The following is a 19,798-nucleotide window of genomic DNA, read 5'->3' as shown; positions in this document are numbered from 1 at the left end:
GTGACTATTGCGGGCGCAGGACGACGATGCCGGGCGTAGAGCGGACGTAGTCGGTGAAGGGCGAGTCGACGACCTTGTTGTTGGCGGCCAAGGAGGAAGCGTTGCGGAAGACCGGGCCGTTGGGTGTCATGACGAAGATACCCACATGGGTGACGTCCAGGCCGGGCTGGTCGGCGTAGGCGCCGATGTAGTCGCCCGTGCGGAGCTGGGCGATGACGGTCTCGCCGACGGCGCCGCTCGGGATATACGTGATATCGCGATCGACCACCGGTAGGCCGGGAAGGTACTGCCCGCCATCGGCTTTCGCATTGAGGCGCTTGGTGACGGTCACGGCGGCGGTGCCGAGCGCCGCGGTGATATCGGTGGCGGCGATGCGCGCGGTATGCGACCAATCGCTGAAGAAGTGTTTGCGCTGCTGGAATTCGACGCGTCCGTCGGTGTAGCGGGTCTCGATCAGGTGCGCCACGAACTGATCCCGATCGGTGGATCTGCTGAGCGCTTCGACGTAGTCCAGGTAGGTGAAGCAATCCACCCGCCGCATATCGATGACCAGCTGTTCGGGCTGACTCGCCGAGCCGATGAGCATGTCCGCGCCGTACGGCGTGTCGAGGAACCGACTCGACAGCAGGTCGATCAATTCGCCCTTGCCGCGCGCGCCCGGCGTGGCCGCCCGCAATGCGAGCAACTCATCGATCTTCCGCGCGGTGACGTCATCGATGGCTGCGCTCGGCGTACCGACCGCCGCGGGCAGCGTCGGCAAGGCAATGCCGACGAGCGCCAGCAGGACGAGCAGTATGCGAGCGATGGTGCGCAAGAAGCCTCCAGCCGGGTGCACGGTCGCGATCACTGCTGCCACCGTAGTCCGGACGCTGCCGGAAACCGGCATCGAACTCGAAAATCCCACGGGCTCTTGACGATCGCGCCGTGGCTTCCGAAGTGAGTCGGACATTCCGAGTCGAACAGTTTGGTCACGGACACGTCTCGATGTTGCCATTTCGTTATCTGAAGACGGCCTTGGGCGACGAACACGCCTGAACGAGCGTCGTGAGCGCGGTCGTACAGATGCACGCGCGTGCCCCGCGGCCGTACCTGCCGCACTCGGCGCGCTGATTCCCGGCGGATGTGGCAGGCTCACTTATCGAGGCCGGGGTGCAGAGGATTCGACTCGCACAACGGTCGGCGCGACCACGGGAGACCCCAGCTCCGGCTGGGGTCTTCGTGTGTTCATGGCGCCTTCGAGACCGACACGCATGATGTGGATTACATTTCGGGTGCCCTGGCTCTGTTAAGCGTCAGTTACCCGTGATGGCTATCGTGGTGAAGCCTTCGTTAAGGTTCGTTACGGCGTGGGTTCTGGATTTGTGACGCCGGAATCGGCGTGTGAGGATATTTTTCGATAGCGCACGAACAAAACATCCCGAAGCGTTTACCAAGGGCAGGATCCGGTTTCCACCGTCGCGCCGGATGCGGTCTCCTTCGGTGTGTTCGGATGCGGGTCGAATCGCCACTTCTGGCCGTCTTGCGCATATCCGCGCGCGAAAAATATCTGAGGAATGGTGTACGTGAGTGGGTTTTGGAGTCTGAGCTCGTCGGCGGCCTGTGTCAGCGTCGGTATCTCATTGTATGGGGTCATCGCATATCTGGCCGGAATTCTGGACGGTGGTACGCGCCCGCGCATGGCGTCGTGGGTGGCGTGGTGTACGGCAAATACCGTATTCGCGGTGGTCGCGTATCTCGCGGGGGCTTATCTCGCGGCCGGTATCAATGCCGCGTCGGCAACTATGAACGCCGCAGTCATCGCCCTCGGTCTGCGGCGTGGGGTGAGTCTGCGGCCAGGGGACAACATAGATTGGGCGTGTCTGCTCTCGTCCATTGCATGTGTGCTGGTCACCGTGGAGATTTCGGAGAAGACCTTCGGTGCGCTGCTGGCCATCGGCGCCAATCTCATCGCCACCGTCCCCACGCTGCGACATGCCTGGTCGAAACCCCAGGAAGAAACCTGGCAAATGTTCGCGGCGAATGCCTTCGCTGGGGCACTCGGGGTGTTCGGGGTGTTGCTGTCGAGTGGATATCAATTCGCCACGGTTGCTGGTCCATTGATCACCACCATCGGAAATATTGGTCTGGTGACGCTTACCGTCGGCCGCGGCCGAATTGCCGAATCCGCCCTCGTACCGGCGAGAGTTGGTTAGCGAAATGCGATCGATCATATCCAACTTGGGCGATTGTTTTTCGGATCCGGGTGAACTGATGCCCGGGCAGGCGCAGCGCGCACTCGCCGTTCATCGATTGTGCTCCCCGAGTTGTCTCATTCTTCAGCAGGCCGAGCGCGCCCTCGGCATCGCAGATCGAGGTGGGCCATCGATCGGAGCAGTGTCATCGGATCGAATCGGACATATCGGCAAATATCCGTCCATTGAATTGATCGGATACGGTGAGGTCAGCACCGGATATCTAAGCTGATTGTTCCAGCAATAATCCGGTTTCCGGGTCGTACCAGCGGCAGGCCAGCGGTGGCAGGTACAGCTTCAGTTCACTGCCCTGGTCGGCTCGGAAACTCGGCCGCGCCTGGACCTTGACCACCTGACCGCTGACGTCGGTGGTCAACAGGGTCGACGAGCCGAGCGGCTCCAGCACCTGGAGTTCGCCGACGAGTGCATTGTCGTCGGGGTTCTCCGCGCCCACGACAATCGCCTCGGGCCGGATGCCGAGATCGAGCTTGCGGCCGCGCAACGATGCGAGCCCCGCGGGTACGGGCAGCGACTGCCCGCCCAGGTCGATGCGCGGTCCGGCATCGTCCACCTCGACGGTCCCGGTGAGGAAGTTCATCGGCGGGCTGCCGAGGAAGCCGCCGACGAATTCGGTGGCGGGACCGTCGTATACCGCTGTCGGCGGGCCGCATTGGACGATCGTCCCATCGCGCATCACCGCGACACGGTCGCCCAGTGACAGCGCCTCCACTTGGTCATGGGTGACGTAGATCGTGGTGGTACCCAGCTGGCCGACCAGCTTCTTCAACTCGGCGCGGAACGAAAGCCGCAGCAGCGCATCGAGATTGGACAGCGGCTCGTCCATGAGCAGCACATCGGCATCCATCACGATCGCCCGCGCCACCGCGACGCGCTGGCGCTGGCCGCCGGACAACTTCGCCGGATACCGGTCGAGGTAGGGCGTCAGCTGGAGCAGATCCGCCGCCCACGCGACCTTGCGACGGATCTCATCGGCGGGTACGCCGTGTACGCGCAGGCCGAAGCCGATATTGTCGGCGACCTTCTTATTGGGGAATACGGCATAGGACTGGAACACCATCGACAGGTTGCGCCGGCGGGGTTCCAGGTAGGTGACGTCCTTGCCGCCGATCACGATCTGCCCCGAATCCGGCAGGTCCAACCCGGCGATCATGCGCAACAGGGTTGTCTTACCGCAGCCGGACGGCCCGAGCAGCACCATGAATTCGCCGTCGGACGCCTCGAGCGAGACCTGGTCGGTGGCGCGCGTCGAGCCGCCGGGATAGGTCTTCACCAGATCCCGCAGAATCACTTCAGCCATGAGCACACCTCTGTCATCCGCGAAGCCGTGTCATCCCGGAAACCTCTGTCATCTCAGCGTGGTCCCCCACATATTCACCAGGTAGCGCCGCATGACGAAGATGAACGCCAACGCCGGAATGATCAGTGCGAAGCCGCCGGCGAACCGGTACGGGGTCGACGCCTCGCCGAGCGTGGTGAGCACCTGCGCGGGCAGCGTGCGATGGCCGAGCGTCACGATGGTCGCACCGAGGATCTCGTTCCACGACAGCACGAAGGTGAAGATCGACGCCGCCGCGAGTCCGGGAAGCGCCAGCGGCACAACGACTGTGCGCGCGGCCTGCCAGCGCGTACAGCCGAATACCCGTGCGGCCTCCTCGAGGTCGGCGGGTACCGCGACGAAGATGCTGGCCGTTATGAGCACGGTGGTCGGCAGGGCGAGGGTGGTGTGCACCAGCGTCACCGCGAAGACGGTGTCGTAGACGTCCAACCGCAAGAACATCGTGGCCAGCGGCACCGACAGCACCACGATCGGCAGTGCGCGCACGAACAGGATGAATACCTGGTAGGTGTCCTTACCGCGGAAGGCATTGCGGGCCAGCGCGTATCCGGCGGGTGCGCCGATGACCAGCGACCAGAACACCGTGTAGAGACCGACCAGCAGTGAGTTGTCCAGCGCTGGCAAGGTTCCGGTGGCCCGGAAGAACGAATGCAGTGTCTCGGTGGAGAATTCGCTGGGCAGCAATGGTTTCGGGAACTCGTTCAGCGCGTCGCGCGAGGACACCGCGGCGAGTCCGATGAGCACGATCGGCAGCGCCATGAACAGCGTCACCGCGATGCACGCGACCTGCACGCCGATGGCGCGCCACCGCCGCCGGCGCAGCGGCGCGCGGTCGATCGGCGGCAGCGCGGTCGGTGTCGCGGTCGGCTCGGTCATCGCGATCCCTCCGGTGTCCGCACGGTCCGCAGGTAGAACACCGCGGTAGCGAGCGAGATCGCCAGCACCACAAGGGAAACGGCGCTCGCGACGGCCGGGTTCTGCAGATTCGAGTACCACTCGTAGGTCTCACCGACCAGCAGCGGAAAGTCGCGTCCGGTGAGCGCCTGCGCCACCGCGAACGCCTGTAGCGCCAGGATGGTGCGCAGGATCAGCGCCACCTGCAGACTCGGCCCGAGCTGCGGCAGCGTCACATGCCGCAGCCGCTGCCAGAAATTGGCGCCGAATACCTGCGCGGCCTCGTCGTAGTCGCGCGGGATCAGCTGCACCCCGGCCACCACGATGACGAATACCAGCGACGTCGCCCGCCAGATCTCGGCGACGACCACCGCGAGCAGCATCGTGCCGGTGTGCTGATAGTTGAGCCACTGCACGCCGTCCTGCGACAGGGCGAGCCAGACCAGCAGGGAGTTCAGATAGCCGCGATTGCCGAAGATCGTTAGCCACACCAGACCGGCGGCCAATTCGGAGATCGCCAGCGGCACGCACCACAGGTAGAAGTGGCCGCCAGCGAATCGTGGCCGCGCCTGCATCAGCAGGGCCATACCGACCGCGAGCACCAGCTGGATCGGCACCACGATAGCGATCAGCAGCAGCGTATTGCGCAGTGCCGTCAGGAAATACGGGTCATCGAACAAGCGCCGCCAATGCTCGAAGGTGAATCCCCTGCCATCGCTGAAGGCGTCGACCACGGCCCGTACCAGCGGCCAGCCGAATAGCGCGGCCAGCAGCACGATAGAGGGCAGCAGCAGGATCCAGGGGGAGCCGAGTCGGGCGCGCATACCTACTCCACCCCGCAGCTCTCGGCGGCCGGGTCGGGTGCCCAGCAGGGCACCTTCAGCTCGTCGAGTATGCCCTGCAACACCCGCGCCTGCTGGTCGAGCGTGGCTCGAATATCGGCTCCGTCCAACACAATAGAGCGGAAGCTGTCCTTGAACACCTTGCTCACCTCACCCTCGCGCTGGCCGAGGCCGACCGGCGGCAGCGACAGGATCGCGCCCTGCGCCTGCTGCTGTCGGTGCACGGCATCGGCCTCGAGTTTCGCCGCCGGCGGCAGATCGTCCGGGATGGCGGTATCGACGGACGGAAAGAAGCCATTGGATCGCAAGAGCTCGATCTGGGTTTCCGGCTTGGTGAGCGCGCTGATCGTGCGCTGGGCGAGTTCGGCATCGGTGCTGCCCTTGGGAATCGCGAGTCCGGCGACCACGGCCATATAGCCGAGGCCGTGCGCACCGCGCGGCGCGGGCAGCATGCGCCAGTTGCGCGGGTCGCGCTCGGGCGCGTGGACCAGGCGTACGACGTGATCCCATGCCATCCGCACCTCGGCGCTGGCCAGCGGTTCCTGCATGAAGTCGTAGTTCGTGCTCGCCTGGGCGCAGTTGGCCCACAGTTCGCGGAAGTACCGCCACGCCGTGACGGCCGCATCCGAACGGAAGGTGGTGATCTGGCCGCCGGTGAACGAGGGCAGCAGATAACCCTGGGTGAACCGGTGCAGCAGACCCTTCGGACCGGCGGGCAGGCCGAGCATCGGCCGGTTGCCATTGGCGCGACGTGCGGCGATGGCCCAGTCGAGGAACTGGTCGTAGGTGAGCGCCGCGGCGTCCGCGCCGGAGGGCAGGTGTTCGAGCGCGTCGGCGTGCGCGGCGAGCACGTAACTCGCGGTGGCCCACGGGATATACCAGGTCCGATCGGTACCTGCCTTCGCGAGCTGGAGGTAGGCGGCGGGCCAGCCGCGGTTGCCGAGGTCGGTCAGCAAACCGGTGAGGTCCTGGAGATAGCCGTCGGCCAGCGGTGCGATATCACCGTGCAGACCGCCGAGCAGACCGACCTGTGTCGAACCCGCGCCGACCTGGCTGCGCACCTGGCTGGCGAACGGGCTTTCCTCGATGGTCACATAGCTGACGCCGGGTGCGGTCTTGCCGAGCAGGCCGCGGAAACGTTCGGCCTCGTCGGCGGGCCGGAATTGGGTGGACAGGAAGAGCATGCCGCCGCTGCCGGTGGTGGCGAAGCCGGTGCACGCGGCGGTGAGCGCGACCGCGCCGAGGCCGGTCGCGCCGAGGAACGATCGGCGCGTCAGGCCCGATGTGGGCACGGGTGGTTCCCGGCGCAGGAATGAACCCGGGTGAGCCGACACGAATCCATCATGCTCCGATACAAACAGATGTCCGCGATGGGCCGATCGCGCAACTTCCCATCACTGGGGACAAAAATCCGAGTTGCGTTGCGGCGCAAATAAAAAGGAAGTCACACCTCTCAAAAAGTTATGAACTTCTTTGGATAACGAATTCTTTACGCACGGCCACGCCGGGCGGTCGGCGCACCTATGCTCGAAGCCTTCACGAGTGAGTAACGCTGGGATACATGAAGAAACGAGTAGCCGTATGACCGCCAGGTCCGACCTCGAACACGAACTACGCGGGCCATTGGCGGCAGCCGGGTTCCTCACCGAACAAGAGGCCGCCGAGCTGCTGGCGATGTTCCGCGCGGCCAAGCAGTTGGAGACGGCCGCACTGATCGAGGCCATCGACGAGATGGTCGGTGCCCTGCCCCGACCGTTTCGCGCGGTGACGAAGAAGATCATGTTCGGGAGTCGGCTCGGCTGATGGGTGATCTGGTAACCGGTGCCCAGATCGTGCTGCTGTCACGAACTTTGCACGCCCCGGTGGAGCGATTGGCGCATCTGGAGCGGTTGGGCAGCGAGAATCTGCACCAACTCCAGGAACGGCTGGCCGGTCTGATCTTCGATCAGCACAACGAGACCTTCGAGCGGATCAGCAAACTGGTGCCGATCATTCCGCTGCGCATCTCGATGCCGCTGGTGCAGCGCCTGGTGCCACCGATGATGACGGGCCGGGCCGCGGGCGCGGTCGGCGTCGACCACCCGAAGAAGGCGGCCGAGACGGTTGCCATGCTCGCGCCCGCGTACGTGGCCGACTGTGCGCCGTATATGGATCCGCGTACCGTCGGCCAACTCGCCGATGTGGCGCCACCGGAACCGATCGTGCGCATCCTCAACGAAATGCTGGCGCGCAAGGACTACATCACCGCCGGACCATTCCTCGATGCCTTTGCCACACCGGAATTGGTGCTGGCCATCGAACAGGGTGTGCTCGATGACGAGGGCCTGATCTTCTCCGCCGCCTATGCCTATTCCGTCGATGGTGTGAGCGCCATCCTGCGCCAACTGCTGGCCGGGCCGCGGCAACGGATGCCGCGGATGTTGCATACCGTGCTCACTGGGTCGACGGGTTTGCAACTGGCCGCGCTGTCGGTATTCGCGCGCTGCGACCCGGATCTGATCGCGGCGATCGGCGATGTGCTGTTCGGCGTCGGATCGGTCGAATTGATCGGCAATCTCATCGCCACCTATCTGCGGGCTGGTGCGGTGCCGGAGTTGCTGACGTTCGTCGGACACCTGAGCCCGTGGGGGCTGGGTACCGTGGCCGTGAATCCGATCCTGGCGAACGATGCGGCGCTGGCCGGACTCATCGGCGGCCTCGAGGGCCGGATCGAATCCGAGCTGTGGCGTGGACTGTTCAACCTGATGGTCAATGCCGACGCCGGGATCCAGCACCGCACGGTGGCCCTGCTCGCGCAGTTGAGCGACGCGATGGTCGCCGCATTGCCCGGTATCGCCACCGACGCCCACTTCTGGCCCTTGTTGCTGCGCCTGATCGCGGCCACCGACGTCGATGTGCGCGCCCGATTCGAAGCGATGTGGTCCGCATTGCCTCCGGAGCGCCGCATCGATCTGGAACACCGCATCAGAGCCCTCGGGCTGAATATCCAGCTGGCACCGATCGCTGCCGCGACGACGCTGTCGGTCGACGAGGTGTTCTACCGGCGACGTCAGATGCGCCGTCGGTACGACGCCGCGCAGACCTGGGACTGATCCGGCACTCAACTCTTCCTTGCCACGTAGTAGCTGTTGAGGATGTCGGCTTCGACGTGCTCGATATCGATGGACGCGAAGCCCGCTGCGCGGAGCATGCCGGTCGCGAGCTGTTCGCCCCACATCGTGCCGAGGCCGTCGCCGTCGAGTGCCAGCGACACCGTCATGCAGTGCATCGTGGAGATGCCGTACAGGCTGGGCCCCATCGGATGGTCCATGTTCTCCTCCAGGTTGCTGGAGGCCCGCACGTCCACCATCAGGAAGGTGCCGTCGTCTTTCAATGCCTCGGCGATGCCGCGCAGCACCCGTTCCGGATGGGCCTGGTCATGGATCGTATCGAAGGCGGTGATCAGGTCGAATCTCTTGGATTCGGCCAGATATGTGACATCGCGCAGTTCGAAACTGGTATTGGCCAGGCCCATCGCCCGCGCCTGCGCGCGGCCCGCCGCGATCCCTTCCTCCGAGAAGTCGTAGCCGACGAAGTGGCTATTGGGAAATTCCCTGCCCAACAGGTTGATGGCGTGCCCGCTGCCGCAGCCGATATCGGCGACCACGATGCCCTGGTGTAGCCGCTCGGGCAATCCCGGCGCCAGCGTGATGGTGACGTCGATCAGCGCGACGTCATGAACCGCGGCGCTCTCCTCCGCGGCGAGTTGCTGAAATCGCCCGAACTTCGCGTACTCGACGCCGCCGCCGTGGCGGAAGCAGTCGATGATCTCGGGCTCGACGCTCGCGGCCAGCGGCACGAACTGTGTGAAGGAGGCGATATTGTCCGGGCCGGCCGCCCTGGTCAGCGCGGTGGCGTGCGCCGGAGGCAACGCGTATGTGCGATCGGCGGGGTGGTAATCGACGATCCGTCCGACGGTGAGTGCGGCGAGCCATTCGCGCACATATCGCTCGTTCAGCTTCGCGGCCTCGGCGATCTGCGCGCTCGTCGCGGGCGGCATCGTGCTCATGGTGTCGAAGAGGCCGGTCTGGTGGCCGATGCTGATCATCAGTGCCAGGAATCCGTCATTGACGATGTCCAGCATCCGGGTGCCGAAGGCCTCGGCGCGCGTGCCGAATTCCGGATCCGCCTCAGGAGCGCGGCCATTGGCTGCCCGCGTTCGTGCGTTGTCCGACATGGCGTTTCACGCCTCGGCGCAGTCGGCGACGCCCTGCCGGTCGAGCATGACACAGCGGTTGTGCGCCAGTCCGGACATGATCGTTCTCCTCGGTCCTGCGATCCGCGCCCCCACTCTCGCTGCGACGTCCACCCCACCCGCGGTGCTGTCGGAGACCCACGCCCATTGATTGTGACGCGCATCACAGTCTATTCAGGGGGTCGCCCAGCTGCAAGGTGGCTCCCGCTCGGCGCGGGGCCATCGTTTTCGGGCACTCGGCCATGGCCTGGAGCGACCGGACGCGTTCGTGATCCTGCCATCGCATGGCGGGCGACAGGATCCGACGACCGCGCTGACATCGGTGCAGGTCGCCTTACCCGCAGGTCTCCTGGGCCAGGGGCCGATCGGGTCAGTCACTGACGAAATCCGCTGTGTCTATGACCGATCCCGCCTGGCCTACCGACAGCCGCTGTTTTCCGGCGTTCAATTCGACCCATGTCGCGCACGTCGCGACGATCGAAATCGCCTGGAAGGTAAGCAAATGACCGAGTTCGTGACTTTCGAGGAAGGGCGCCTGGCCTGCGATGTCATCGGAGACGGGCCGCTGGTGGTGCTCTCACACGGCATCGGTACCTCGCGGCACGACTATCGCCATCTGGTACCGCCACTGGTCGCCGCGGGATACCGGGTGGTGAACGCCGACCTGCGCGGACACGGCGAATCCAGCCTCGGCTGGCCCTCGGTCACCAGGAAGGCGGCCATCAGCCGGACCGATGTCGCCGGTGACCTGCTCAGCGTGATCCGATACTTCGGCGGACCCGCGGCGATCGTCGGGCACTCGCTGTCCGGCGGCGCGGCGACCATCGCCGCGGCCGAGGCGCCGGAACTGGTCGCGGCCATTATCGAGATCAACCCGTTCACCAAGACCCAGCACCTGGACATGGGTGCCCTGTTCACCGTGCCGCGGTATCGCCGTGGGCTGATGCGATTGATGGGCACGCTGCTGCTCGGTTCGCCGAGACTGTGGCGCAGATACCTCGACTTCGCCTATCCGACCAAGCCGGACGATTTCACCGATTATCTCGACGACCTGATGCGGACCCTGCGGAAACCCGGCCGGTGGGCCGAATTCATGAAGACCGGCAGGACCACTCCGGCCGACGCCGAGGCCGCGCTGTCCGGCGTCCACCGTCCTGCGCTGGTCATCATGGGCGCCGCGGATCCGGATTACCCGGATCCGAAGGCCGAGGGGATGGCGATCGTGTCGGCGATGCCCATGGGTATCGGGAAGGTCGCCGTCGTCGACGGCGGCGGGCACTATCCGCACGCCCAGTTCGGCGACCGAGTCGCTGAACTGATCATTCCGTTCCTGCGCCAGCACGCCGCCGGTCTGCTCGAGCCGGCCTGGCACGCGGGGTGATCGGCTGGCACATTGCCGTGACAGCCATGGGTGCATGCGGTGATGATAGGGAAGTGTCGACGTCCCGAACGGTTGTCCTCGTGGTCTACGACGGGATCCAGCTGATCGAATTGGCCGGTCCCATGGACATTTTCGGTGCCGCGAACGCCGTTACCGGCTCGCCGGTCTACCGGTTGGTGACGGCGGCGCCGCGCGCCGGCACCATCGCGGTGGAGGGCGGTGTGACGATGAATGTCGAACATTCCCTGGCGGAGATCGCCGCGCGTGACGACGAAATCGACACGATGATCGTCATCGGGGGTAACGGCGCCTTCGCACCGGCGGTATCGGCCGAGGTGGTGCGCGACCTTCCGGCCATTGCCCGGCGGTCGCGACGGGTCGCAGCGGTGTGCGCCGGTTCGCTGCTGCTGGCTGCGGGCGGACTGCTCGACGGCTATCACGCCACAACACATTGGGGTGCCTGCGCCATGATGGCCGAGCGCTATCCTCGGGTGACCGTCGAGCCGGACCGCATCTATGTCAACGACGGCAATCGGTGGACCTCGGCGGGGGTCACCGCCAGTATCGATCTCGCGCTGGCCCTGGTCGAGGCGGATCACGGCACCGAGGTGGCGCAGTTGATCGCCCGGTGGTTCGTCGTCTTCGCCCGGCGGCCGGGCGGCCAAGCGCAATTCAGCGCCCAGTTGCGTGCACAGCCGGCGCGCACTCCGGCCATCCGAGCCGTACAGCAGTGGCTGCCGGACCATTTGGACGAGGACCTGAGCGTGGCCGCGCTGGCATCGAGGGCGGGGCTGAGCGAGCGCGCCTTCGCCCGAGCTTTCCGCACCGAAACCGGCAGCACCCCAGCCGCTTTCGTGGAGAACCTGCGCGTGGAGGCGGCCCGCGGCCTACTGGAGACGACCGATCTGACCGTATCCGCCATCGCCAAGGCGGTCGGCTACAAACACGGTGAAACACTGCACCGGGTCTTCTCCCGGCAGCTGGCCACCACGCCCGATCGCTACCGACAGCATTTCTCGATCACCCATTCGGTCACGGGCACAAACCATTTCAGCTCCCAGGAAATCCCGGCGGTAGCGGCTGGAAATCGGCCTTGAACTTCGGTCCTGGTGCCAGGCCGCGCAGCACGGCGCTGGTCCAGGCGACCGCCGGCGGCCAGCCGGTGACCGCGTTGACGATGTGTTCCGGTATGGGAACGGTGTAGAAGCGCAGATCCGCGCCACGCTCCCAATAGGTTTGGACGGTCGGCAACACCACCGAGGGCGGGATGAGTTCGTCCCACAGGCCGTGCCACCACAGGATCGGTGTGTCCGGAATGTATTTGCCGAGGCTGTTGTCCTGCAGGACCTGCAGTACGCCCGGGGCGGACTCCAGTGATTTGCCGGGTTGGAAGTAGGCGCTGATGGGGCGGTAGGCACCGGTGAGCGCAATGGTTGCGTAGCAACGACTTTGGATGTCCTCGACGATCTGCTGACCCGCCGCGGTCAGCAGATCGGCGGGATCGAAGATATCCGGATATTCGCGGGCGAGGCTCGCGAAGCCGAGCCACATGGTGAAGTTGCTGATGCCGGTCAGTCCGGGCTCCGGCTGGATCGCATATCGGGCCACCGCCGCCAGGTCCCCGGGTGTGCCGCCGATGGTGGTGCCGAGCAGGCGCACATCGGGTGCGTAGGAGGCGCGCAGCTCGGCCGCGCGTATGGAACCCGAACCGCCGCCGGAATATCCGTATAGCGCGACACCGGAATCGGTGAGTCCCAGGGTCGGATCGTTCTTCATCGCACGCAGACTGTCGAGGACCATCTTGCCCTCGGCGTAGGTGTTGAAGGTATTGAACTTTCCATCGAAATCCGGCACGTTGATCGCGAAACCCTGTGCCAGCCAATAGATCACCAGCGCCGACTCCTTCATGGTGCCGGTCTGCAAGGTGTGCGAGGGGTTGCACGCCGAATCGGTGGAGTCGATCGCCTCCTGGAACGAGAGCACCGGCCGCGCGCTGCCCTGCCACGGAATGCCCGGCACGACAACGGTTGTCGCGGTCACGATCGGGTTGTCGTGCACATCGTTCGAACGGAACAGCAACTGCTCGGTGTGCACCGGGAAGGGTATGCCGAGCACGCGTGTCTGCACTTCCCGGCTGCGCACGATCTGTCCGGGCTGATAGGACGCGAGATCCGCGGGATCGTCGTACCACGGGTCCTGATCCGGTGCCGGGATCGGCAACAGGTCGTAGATCTGCGGCTCGGTGGGCAGCTGCGGCAGCTGATTCTGGTCCGGCGGGAAATTCGGCGGGAACGCCGGATCGGCCGCCGCGATACCGGTACTCAATGCCATCCACGCCGACACCGCCAGCACCGTGAGTCGCCGCCGAGATCGCCTCATCACATCCTCCGAATCTCCGTTGATCCGCCAGTCGATCATGCGGTTCCGCTTACTGGATTCAGCTCACCGCAATCGGCGGTCCTGGACCATCGGCAGGATGCAGAGCCTGGACCTCGGACTTTGTGCACATGCACAGCAGCAGTGGTCCGGGGCGCGGTGGTAGCGCCGCGCAGCGGCATTTCGACGCTACGATTTAGAGCGTGCTCGAAGTCGAACCGCAGCCGGTATCCGAGTCCGCGCGCGCCGAAGCCGGGGCGGGCGTGACCATCGCCGAAGCCGCTCGCCGCACCGGGGTCACCGCACACACCCTGCGCTATTACGAACGCGCGGGCTTGGTCATCACCTCCATCGAGCGCACCCATGGCGGGCGCAGGCGCTATCGGCCGGTGGACCTGACCTGGATTACCGTCTGCACCAGACTGCGGGCCACCGGCATGCCCATCAAAACCATCCGGCACTATGCCCAACTGGTCTCCGCCGGGCACGGCAACGAGCAGGAACGACTTGCCCTCATGGTGGCCCACCGCGCCGATGTGGCTGCCAAAATCGCTGAGCTACAGGACAATTTGGAACTCATCGACCACAAGATCGATGTCTACCGCGGCCGACTCGACGCCGGTGACGCCGACAAACTGTGGGCGTCGCACGGCGTCCATTCCGGCCCGCGATGACCGCGCGCAGGCTGCCACGCCCGCGCGAGCTCGCGCCGCTGGTGAAGTTCGAGCGACCGTTCGGCGGTCGAGCGCGCAGACTCGAACGTGCCCAGACGATCTGGGATCTGCGCGCGATGGCCCGTAAGCGCACGCCCAAGGTCGCCTTCGACTACACCGACGGAGCTGCCGATGCCGAAATCAGCCTGAACCGAGCCCGAGAAGCGTTCTCCGATATCGAGTTCCGCCCCGAGATCCTGCGCGATGTGGCCGCGACCGACACCACCGCGATCGTGCTCGGCAAGTCCGTCCAACTGCCGTTCGGCATCGCGCCCACCGGATTCACCAGGATGATGCACACCGCGGGGGAGTCGGCCGGAGCTCGCGCCGCCGAACGGGCGGGTATACCGTTCACGCTCTCGACCATGGGCACCACGGCCATCGAGGAGGTCGCGGCCGCCACCGGTCCCACTGCGCGCAATTGGTTTCAGCTTTACATGATGACCGATCGCGACCGATCCCTCGCCCTGGTGGACCGCGCCGCGGCAGCCGGATTCGACACCCTCGTGGTCACCGTCGACGTCCCTGTCTCCGGCGCCCGGCTGCGTGATGCCCGCAATGGCATGACCGTACCGCCCTCGATCACCCTCGGCGGAGCCATCGACGCCCTACGCAAACCCGCGTGGTGGTGGGACTTCCTGACCACCGAACCGCTGGCCTTCGCCTCCCTCGACCGCTGGCCCGGCACGGTGGCCGAACTGCTCGACGCCATGTTCGACCCCACCGTCGGATTCGACGATCTGGCCCTGATCCGCCAGCACTGGCCCGGTCGAATGCTGGTGAAGGGTGTCCAGACCGTCGAGGATGCGCGACGGCTGGCCGCACTGGGCACCGATGGCATCGTGCTGTCGAATCATGGTGGGCGCCAACTGGATCGAGCCCCGGTGCCACTGCAGCTATTGCCCTCGGTCGTGCGCGAAGTCGGCGCGGATATCGAAATCCACCTGGACACCGGCATCATGCACGGCGCCGACATAGTCGCCGCGCTGGCTATCGGCGCGCGTTTCACGCTCATCGGCCGCGCCTACCTCTACGGCCTGATGGCGGGTGGCGAACCCGGTGTGGATCGGGCCATCGACATCCTGCGCGCCCAGATCGTTCGAACCATGAAGCTGCTCGGCGTCCGGAGCATCGACGAACTCGAACCGCGGCACGTGCAGCTACTCGGGCGCTATCGACCGATCCGCTGAGATTCGTTGGATTGCAATCGGTTTCGCAGAGGTCGCAGTCTAGAGTACCCATTGAAACCAGATATGAAACGTTGTTGAATGCGCCGTTAAATAACGGTACATTGCTTCGCGACATGACATCCCGCACTGGAAGGCTGGGTCATGATCGCAGGTCGAGGACCAGTAGAACTCTCGACGTTCGCCGATGCGCTGCATGCCGAAGATGTCGGTTATCGCAGAGCGTTGCGCGCGCGCCAAGTGCAGATGATCGCGATCGGTGGGGTTATCGGTACCGGGTTATTTCTCGGGGCAGGCGGGCGCCTGGCCAGTGCCGGTCCCGGATTGTTCCTGGTGTACGCGGTATGCGGGGTATTCGTATTCTTCATCTTGCGCGCGCTCGGCGAACTGGTGCTGCATCGGCCCTCCGCCGGATCGTTCGTCTCCTACGCCCGCGAGTTCTACGGGGAGAAGCTGGCATTCGCCGTCGGGTGGACCTACTTCTTCCACTGGTGCATGACCGGGATCGTCGATATCACCGCCATCGCCACCTATGTTCGCTACTGGGGAGCGTTCGAAGTCGTCCCGCAGTGGGTGATCGCGCTCGTCGCCCTGATCGTGGTCGTCTGTACCAACCTGATCTCGGTGCGCTGGTTCGGTGAACTCGAGTTCTGGGTCGCATTGATCAAAGTCGTTGCGCTGGTCGGATTTCTGATCGTCGGCACGATCTTCCTCGCCGGTCGCTTCACGATTCGGGGCGCGCCGACCGGTGTCGGCGTGATCGCGCAGCACGGTGGATTGTTCCCGACCGGCCTGCTGCCGCTGGTCACCGTCACCATCGGCGTCGTATTCGCCTATGCCGCAGTCGAACTGGTCGGCATCGCGGCGGGTGAGGCGGAGCGTCCGGAGACCATCATGCCGCGGGCGATCAACTCCGTCATCTCGCGCATCGCCGTGTTCTATGTCGGCTCGCTGATACTGCTCGGACTGCTCTTGCCGTACACACTCTTTCGACCCGGTGAGAGTCCGTTCGTCACGTTCTTCGCGAGAATCGGTGTGCCGGTGGCCGGTTCGGTGATGAACCTGATCGTGCTCACCGCCGCCTTCTCCAGTCTCAATGCCGGGCTGTACTCGACCGGCCGGATTCTGCGGTCGATGTCGATGAACGGCAGCGCACCCGCCGCGGCCGCGCGAATGTCGCCGACGGGTGTGCCGTATGTCGGCATCCTGGCCACCGGTGCCATCGCATTGGTCGGGGTCGGTCTCGACGCGGTGGTGCCGGAGAAGGCATTCGAGATCGTCCTGAACGTATCGGCGCTGGGCACGATTGTGTCGTGGACCGCGGTGCTGCTCTGTCATCTGCGGCTGTGGCAGCAGTGGCGCCTCGGACTGGCATGGCGTCCGCACTCCCGGCTGCCCGGCACGCCCTATACGACGGTGGCGACGCTGCTGTTCCTGGCAACCGTGGTCATCCTGATGGCCTGTACCGGCGATATGGTCCAACGCGCGGCGGTGCTCGCCATGCTGGTCGGACTGGGTCCGGCCCTGGTCGGCGGCTGGTTCCTGGCTCGCCGAAAAGTCTTGCGAATAGCTGAGATTCGCCAATTTCACAGCGCCCAGTTCCCGGTGGTTGCCGAACGTCCGCACCCGGGCCCACCCACCGAACCGATCGTGATCGTCGAGCAGCCGACGACTCGGTACCCGGACGCTGGGAATTCCTGACACCAGCGCGAACTCGAAACGGCCATTTCCGTGCGGCCGAATTCGCCACACCCGCCGCAGATGCAGGGACACGCGAACAAACGGTGAACTCCCGTGGGCGCGATAGAGACGAAAAGTCAACGCTCTCTTCGTATTTCGCAGCGCGTTGTTCACTGACCCGAGGGTGGTCGTTTACACCGCGACGTTAGCGTTCATAGGTCGCTTCCGGGGACTGTTGAGCAGCCCTGATGATTGTCCGCTTCGACGCTCATCCTCCCTTTGCCGCGCCCGCACTTCGGGTGCGCGGAAACGAATCAGGTTGTGGTGGTGAACATCTGGAGTTCGGATCACTTGGATCCGGTGCGCTGGCAGTTGCCTGCGGTGTTGCGGCGCTGTCATGCCTGGGTCCGCGCGACACGGCGACGGCGCTGGACAGCAACGGTGCTGGTCGGCGTCTTCGTCCTCTTCATCTGCCCGGGTCTGCTCGGCACGGCGGCCGCAGCCGCTGCCGAATCCGGCACCCACAGCGCCGGTTCGTCGGTGGGCAGTGCGCTCGGCTGGACCCATGTCACGGATTCGTCGGGGGTCGAGGCCGCCAGTTACGTATTCGCCACCGATCACGGCGGCGTACTGAATCCGGGTGATACCGCGATCTCGCTGGTGCTCGGCCTGGAGTTCGCGGGCTGGAAAATCATTGTGATCACGGCGATCTGGCTCATCGGCTACGCCTTGAGCTTCGAGTGGCTGAATATCTTCGCCAAGGCGCTGCTCGGCGTGGCACACAGCCTGACCGGGCAGATCGCGACGCCGATAATGCTGGTGACCGCGGCGACGATCGGCGCGCTCTGTGTCGCCTGGTTCGTCATCCGCGGGTTCCACGCCAAGGCCACCATGCAAGCGGTGACCATGCTGATGGTCGCGCTGCTCGGGCCGGTATTCCTGGCCGAGCCGCTGGCCGATGTGTTGTCGTCGAACGGTTTGCTGGCGCAGGGCCGCGATCTCGGCATTTCGGTCGCGGCCGGGCTGAACGGCGACAACGGCGTCGATCCGGCCAAGACCGTGGCGAGCATGCAGGGCACTCTGACGGACAATTTCGCCCGCCGCCCACTGCAGGTGTGGAACTTCGGGCATGTGATCGACGATCAGTCGGCGTGCCGTGCCGCGTGGTCATCGGGCGTCGCCGCCCGCAGCGAGGACCGGGTGAAACGGGGCGTCGGCGGTTGCGGAGACAGCGCGGCCAAGGAGTCGATGGACAGTCCGAATTTCGAGCAGGTCGGGACCGGTCTATTGCTGCTGCTGGCCGGTTCGATCTTGCTCATCTTCGGTGCCGTGCTCGCCATCAAGGTGATGCGGGCCGCACTCGACACGATCTACCACGGATTGATGTCGATCTTCGGCTTCGCCGCCGGCGGATTCGTGTACGGACCGACGCAGACCTTTCTGATCCGCAATATCGTCGACGGCTTCGTGGCCGCCGCGCGAATGACCGCCTACACCATCTTTCTCGGGGTGTACGTGCTGATTCTGCGCGATCTGTTCACGCTCGCTCGCGATCAGGTCATGGTGGTGTTCGTCATCGGTGCGCTGGTGGAGATCGTGGCGATCTTCCAGCTCAAACGGCTCAGCGCCGGACTGGACCGTGGCAATGAGTGGATCGCGAACCGGTTCGCGCTGGCTGCTCAGGGCAACACCGCACGCGGTTCGGGCGGCGCGACCGCGCTCGGGATGGGATCGGCCGGGGTGGGTCATTCCATGCCGAAGAAGAGTCTGCTGCCCGCGCTCGCTGCGGTCAGTACGGTCAGCAATTCGCCGATGACCGAATGGCTGTGGGGTCGGACCCGGTCACCGCTGCGGCCGTTCTCCCGCACGGAGCGTGCGGCCCAGTTGGGGCAGTGGGGATTCTGGGGCGCGCCGGGGGTCGGTGGCGCCGAGGGGTTCTACGCGCAGTCCTATATGAACCGTCGGATGTTCGCGATGGCCGCTACCCGTGCCGCCAATGCGGCCGGTGGTGTCGACACCGTGCGGGGTGCGGCCGCGGCGCTGCAGGGCCTGCACGACGTCGGCGGCAAGGTGCCCGACGCGTGGGCCGCCCTCACCGGGGCCGGATTCACCAACGAGGCAGTCATGTTCAATGCCATTCGCTCGTGGGGCATTGTCGAGGCGAACGCCTCCGGCTGGACTTTGGCCGATAAGCATCTGGGCCACGTGGTCGCCGCGGTACAGCGCGCGCAGGACTCGTCATTGCGTCTCATCAGCGGTGACAGCGATGCCGAGGAGGTGGCCGCGGATCTGGCCACATTGCAGGCGGCCGCATTCCGGTATCAGCGCACCAACCCCGGTGGTGTCACCCTCGACGGTGGGGCCGACACCGGACCACAGCGCGATTTCGTCACCGACTACATGGCCATGCCGACCGAGGCGAAGATCAAACAGCTGCAACAGTTGACGAACGGCGACCTCAGCGCCGCTACCGGCACACTCAGCGGAATCGACCAGGTTGACGCCGCGCGCATGATGCAGTGGATCGGCAACGCGCATGCGCGACGCACCCTGAACGCCGTCAATCATGTGCTTGCCAACCCCGCCGATCCCCAGCAGCTCCGCGATGCCAGGCGGGTCATCTCCGCCGCCACCGATACCGACCAGTGGGCGGCCGGAGCCAAACGCACACCGTCGAATTCGCTTGCCCCGCCCGGAAATAACCCGGTACGTCCGGACTGGCAGTCGGCTATGGCCGGGGTCGGCGGCCGGTTGAATTAGATCGGCGGCGCACGCGGAGGTCGCGTGGATGTAGCGCCGCGCCAATGGCGGGTTCGGTCCGCTGGCCAGCGATATCGTCCAACGGCCAACTGATCGCCCATGGCGACCCTCGCGTCGTCCTGGTTGAAACTGCGCGGACCTGA

At 65.3% G+C, this 19,798-nt stretch carries 16 protein-coding genes; 9 read left to right on the top strand and 7 right to left on the bottom strand.

The genetic code is table 11. From position 1 onward, the window contains the following. Window positions 1-4 precede the first annotated feature (4 nt). Complete coding sequence (locus tag ACQP2D_RS36195) at window positions 5-814, bottom strand: DUF1460 domain-containing protein (RefSeq protein ID WP_433685867.1); 810 nt, start codon at window positions 812-814, stop codon at window positions 5-7. 748 nt (window positions 815-1,562) lie between these two features. Between ACQP2D_RS36195 and ACQP2D_RS36190 the strand changes: the two genes are divergently transcribed. Then, window positions 1,563-2,192 (top strand): hypothetical protein, encoded by a 630-nt coding sequence (locus ACQP2D_RS36190; protein ID WP_433680418.1) that lies wholly within the window; start codon window positions 1,563-1,565, stop codon window positions 2,190-2,192. Between the two features lie 262 nt (window positions 2,193-2,454). Here ACQP2D_RS36190 and ACQP2D_RS36185 read toward each other — a convergent pair whose 3' ends face one another. The 4 genes from ACQP2D_RS36185 to ACQP2D_RS36170 are packed head-to-tail and all read right to left on the bottom strand — an operon-like array spanning window position 2,455 to window position 6,616. Further along, window positions 2,455-3,549 (bottom strand): ABC transporter ATP-binding protein, encoded by a 1,095-nt coding sequence (locus tag ACQP2D_RS36185; protein ID WP_433680417.1) that lies wholly within the window; start codon window positions 3,547-3,549, stop codon window positions 2,455-2,457. Window positions 3,550-3,597: 48 nt separating this feature from the next. Then, window positions 3,598-4,464: a carbohydrate ABC transporter permease gene (locus ACQP2D_RS36180; protein WP_433680416.1), complete on the bottom strand. Its 867-nt coding sequence runs from the start codon at window positions 4,462-4,464 to the stop codon at window positions 3,598-3,600. Beyond that, complete coding sequence (locus ACQP2D_RS36175) at window positions 4,461-5,306, bottom strand: carbohydrate ABC transporter permease (protein ID WP_433680415.1); 846 nt, start codon at window positions 5,304-5,306, stop codon at window positions 4,461-4,463. Before ACQP2D_RS36175 ends, ACQP2D_RS36180 begins: the two co-directional genes overlap by 4 nt. A gap of 2 nt (window positions 5,307-5,308) precedes the next feature. Then, entirely contained in the window at window positions 5,309-6,616 is a 1,308-nt protein-coding gene (locus ACQP2D_RS36170; protein WP_433680414.1) for an ABC transporter substrate-binding protein, read from the bottom strand. A gap of 289 nt (window positions 6,617-6,905) precedes the next feature. Between ACQP2D_RS36170 and ACQP2D_RS36165 the strand changes: the two genes are divergently transcribed. Both ACQP2D_RS36165 and ACQP2D_RS36160 read left to right on the top strand, forming a co-directional pair. Further along, window positions 6,906-7,127, top strand: a complete 222-nt coding sequence (locus ACQP2D_RS36165; RefSeq protein ID WP_433680413.1) for a hypothetical protein — start codon at window positions 6,906-6,908, stop codon at window positions 7,125-7,127. Then, on the top strand, window positions 7,127-8,416 hold the full coding sequence (locus ACQP2D_RS36160) for a hypothetical protein (RefSeq protein WP_433680412.1): 1,290 nt from the start codon (window positions 7,127-7,129) through the stop codon (window positions 8,414-8,416). Before ACQP2D_RS36165 ends, ACQP2D_RS36160 begins: the two co-directional genes overlap by 1 nt. 8 nt (window positions 8,417-8,424) lie before the next feature. On the opposite strand, the gene ACQP2D_RS36155 is transcribed toward ACQP2D_RS36160, so the two are convergent. After that, the gene (locus ACQP2D_RS36155) at window positions 8,425-9,540 is read right to left on the bottom strand and encodes a class I SAM-dependent methyltransferase (RefSeq protein WP_433680411.1); all 1,116 of its coding nucleotides are present in this window, start codon (window positions 9,538-9,540) and stop codon (window positions 8,425-8,427) included. Between the two features lie 520 nt (window positions 9,541-10,060). Here ACQP2D_RS36155 and ACQP2D_RS36150 point away from each other — a divergent pair. Continuing rightward, entirely contained in the window at window positions 10,061-10,939 is an 879-nt protein-coding gene (locus tag ACQP2D_RS36150; RefSeq protein WP_433680410.1) for an alpha/beta fold hydrolase, read from the top strand. A gap of 53 nt (window positions 10,940-10,992) precedes the next feature. Continuing rightward, window positions 10,993-12,036: a GlxA family transcriptional regulator gene (locus ACQP2D_RS36145; protein WP_433680409.1), complete on the top strand. Its 1,044-nt coding sequence runs from the start codon at window positions 10,993-10,995 to the stop codon at window positions 12,034-12,036. Here the strand turns inward: ACQP2D_RS36145 and ACQP2D_RS36140 are convergent. Then, the gene (locus ACQP2D_RS36140) at window positions 11,990-13,318 is read right to left on the bottom strand and encodes a lipase family protein (RefSeq protein ID WP_433680408.1); all 1,329 of its coding nucleotides are present in this window, start codon (window positions 13,316-13,318) and stop codon (window positions 11,990-11,992) included. The two genes, ACQP2D_RS36145 and ACQP2D_RS36140, sit on opposite strands and share 47 nt — an antisense overlap. A gap of 200 nt (window positions 13,319-13,518) precedes the next feature. Here ACQP2D_RS36140 and ACQP2D_RS36135 point away from each other — a divergent pair, with 200 nt between their 5' ends. From ACQP2D_RS36135 to ACQP2D_RS36120, 4 genes are all read left to right on the top strand, one after another. Beyond that, window positions 13,519-13,989: a MerR family transcriptional regulator gene (locus tag ACQP2D_RS36135; RefSeq protein WP_433680407.1), complete on the top strand. Its 471-nt coding sequence runs from the start codon at window positions 13,519-13,521 to the stop codon at window positions 13,987-13,989. Then, window positions 13,986-15,218 carry an alpha-hydroxy acid oxidase gene (locus ACQP2D_RS36130; RefSeq protein WP_433680406.1) on the top strand — a complete coding sequence of 411 codons (1,233 nt, stop codon included), beginning with the start codon at window positions 13,986-13,988 and terminating at the stop codon, window positions 15,216-15,218. The genes ACQP2D_RS36135 and ACQP2D_RS36130 overlap by 4 nt, the downstream gene beginning before the upstream one ends. A gap of 141 nt (window positions 15,219-15,359) precedes the next feature. After that, a complete protein-coding gene (locus ACQP2D_RS36125; RefSeq protein WP_433680405.1) occupies window positions 15,360-16,916 on the top strand; it encodes an amino acid permease in 1,557 nt (518 codons plus the stop codon). A 306-nt stretch (window positions 16,917-17,222) separates the two neighbouring features. After that, window positions 17,223-19,655, top strand: a complete 2,433-nt coding sequence (locus ACQP2D_RS36120; protein ID WP_433680404.1) for a hypothetical protein — start codon at window positions 17,223-17,225, stop codon at window positions 19,653-19,655. Window positions 19,656-19,798: the final 143 nt, after the last annotated feature.

This window comes from Nocardia sp. CA-119907 (assembly GCF_050955995.1).
In the GTDB taxonomy this organism is placed as follows: domain Bacteria; phylum Actinomycetota; class Actinomycetes; order Mycobacteriales; family Mycobacteriaceae; genus Nocardia.
Note: the sequence above shows the minus strand (reverse complement) of the source record. Positions and strands in the feature narration are given on the sequence as shown.

What these genes read in the sequence shown, in the direction of transcription:
- ACQP2D_RS36165 (WP_433680413.1), top strand. Translation starts at nt 6,906, where the DNA reads ATGACCGCCAGGTCCGACCTCGAACACGAACTACGCGGGCCATTGGCG.
- ACQP2D_RS36180 (WP_433680416.1), bottom strand. Translation starts at nt 4,464, where the DNA reads ATGACCGAGCCGACCGCGACACCGACCGCGCTGCCGCCGATCGACCGC.
- ACQP2D_RS36185 (WP_433680417.1), bottom strand. Translation starts at nt 3,549, where the DNA reads ATGGCTGAAGTGATTCTGCGGGATCTGGTGAAGACCTATCCCGGCGGC.
- ACQP2D_RS36155 (WP_433680411.1), bottom strand. Translation starts at nt 9,540, where the DNA reads ATGTCGGACAACGCACGAACGCGGGCAGCCAATGGCCGCGCTCCTGAG.
- ACQP2D_RS36140 (WP_433680408.1), bottom strand. Translation starts at nt 13,318, where the DNA reads ATGAGGCGATCTCGGCGGCGACTCACGGTGCTGGCGGTGTCGGCGTGG.
- ACQP2D_RS36150 (WP_433680410.1), top strand. Translation starts at nt 10,061, where the DNA reads ATGACCGAGTTCGTGACTTTCGAGGAAGGGCGCCTGGCCTGCGATGTC.
- ACQP2D_RS36175 (WP_433680415.1), bottom strand. Translation starts at nt 5,306, where the DNA reads ATGCGCGCCCGACTCGGCTCCCCCTGGATCCTGCTGCTGCCCTCTATC.
- ACQP2D_RS36160 (WP_433680412.1), top strand. Translation starts at nt 7,127, where the DNA reads ATGGGTGATCTGGTAACCGGTGCCCAGATCGTGCTGCTGTCACGAACT.
- ACQP2D_RS36130 (WP_433680406.1), top strand. Translation starts at nt 13,986, where the DNA reads ATGACCGCGCGCAGGCTGCCACGCCCGCGCGAGCTCGCGCCGCTGGTG.
- ACQP2D_RS36125 (WP_433680405.1), top strand. Translation starts at nt 15,360, where the DNA reads ATGATCGCAGGTCGAGGACCAGTAGAACTCTCGACGTTCGCCGATGCG.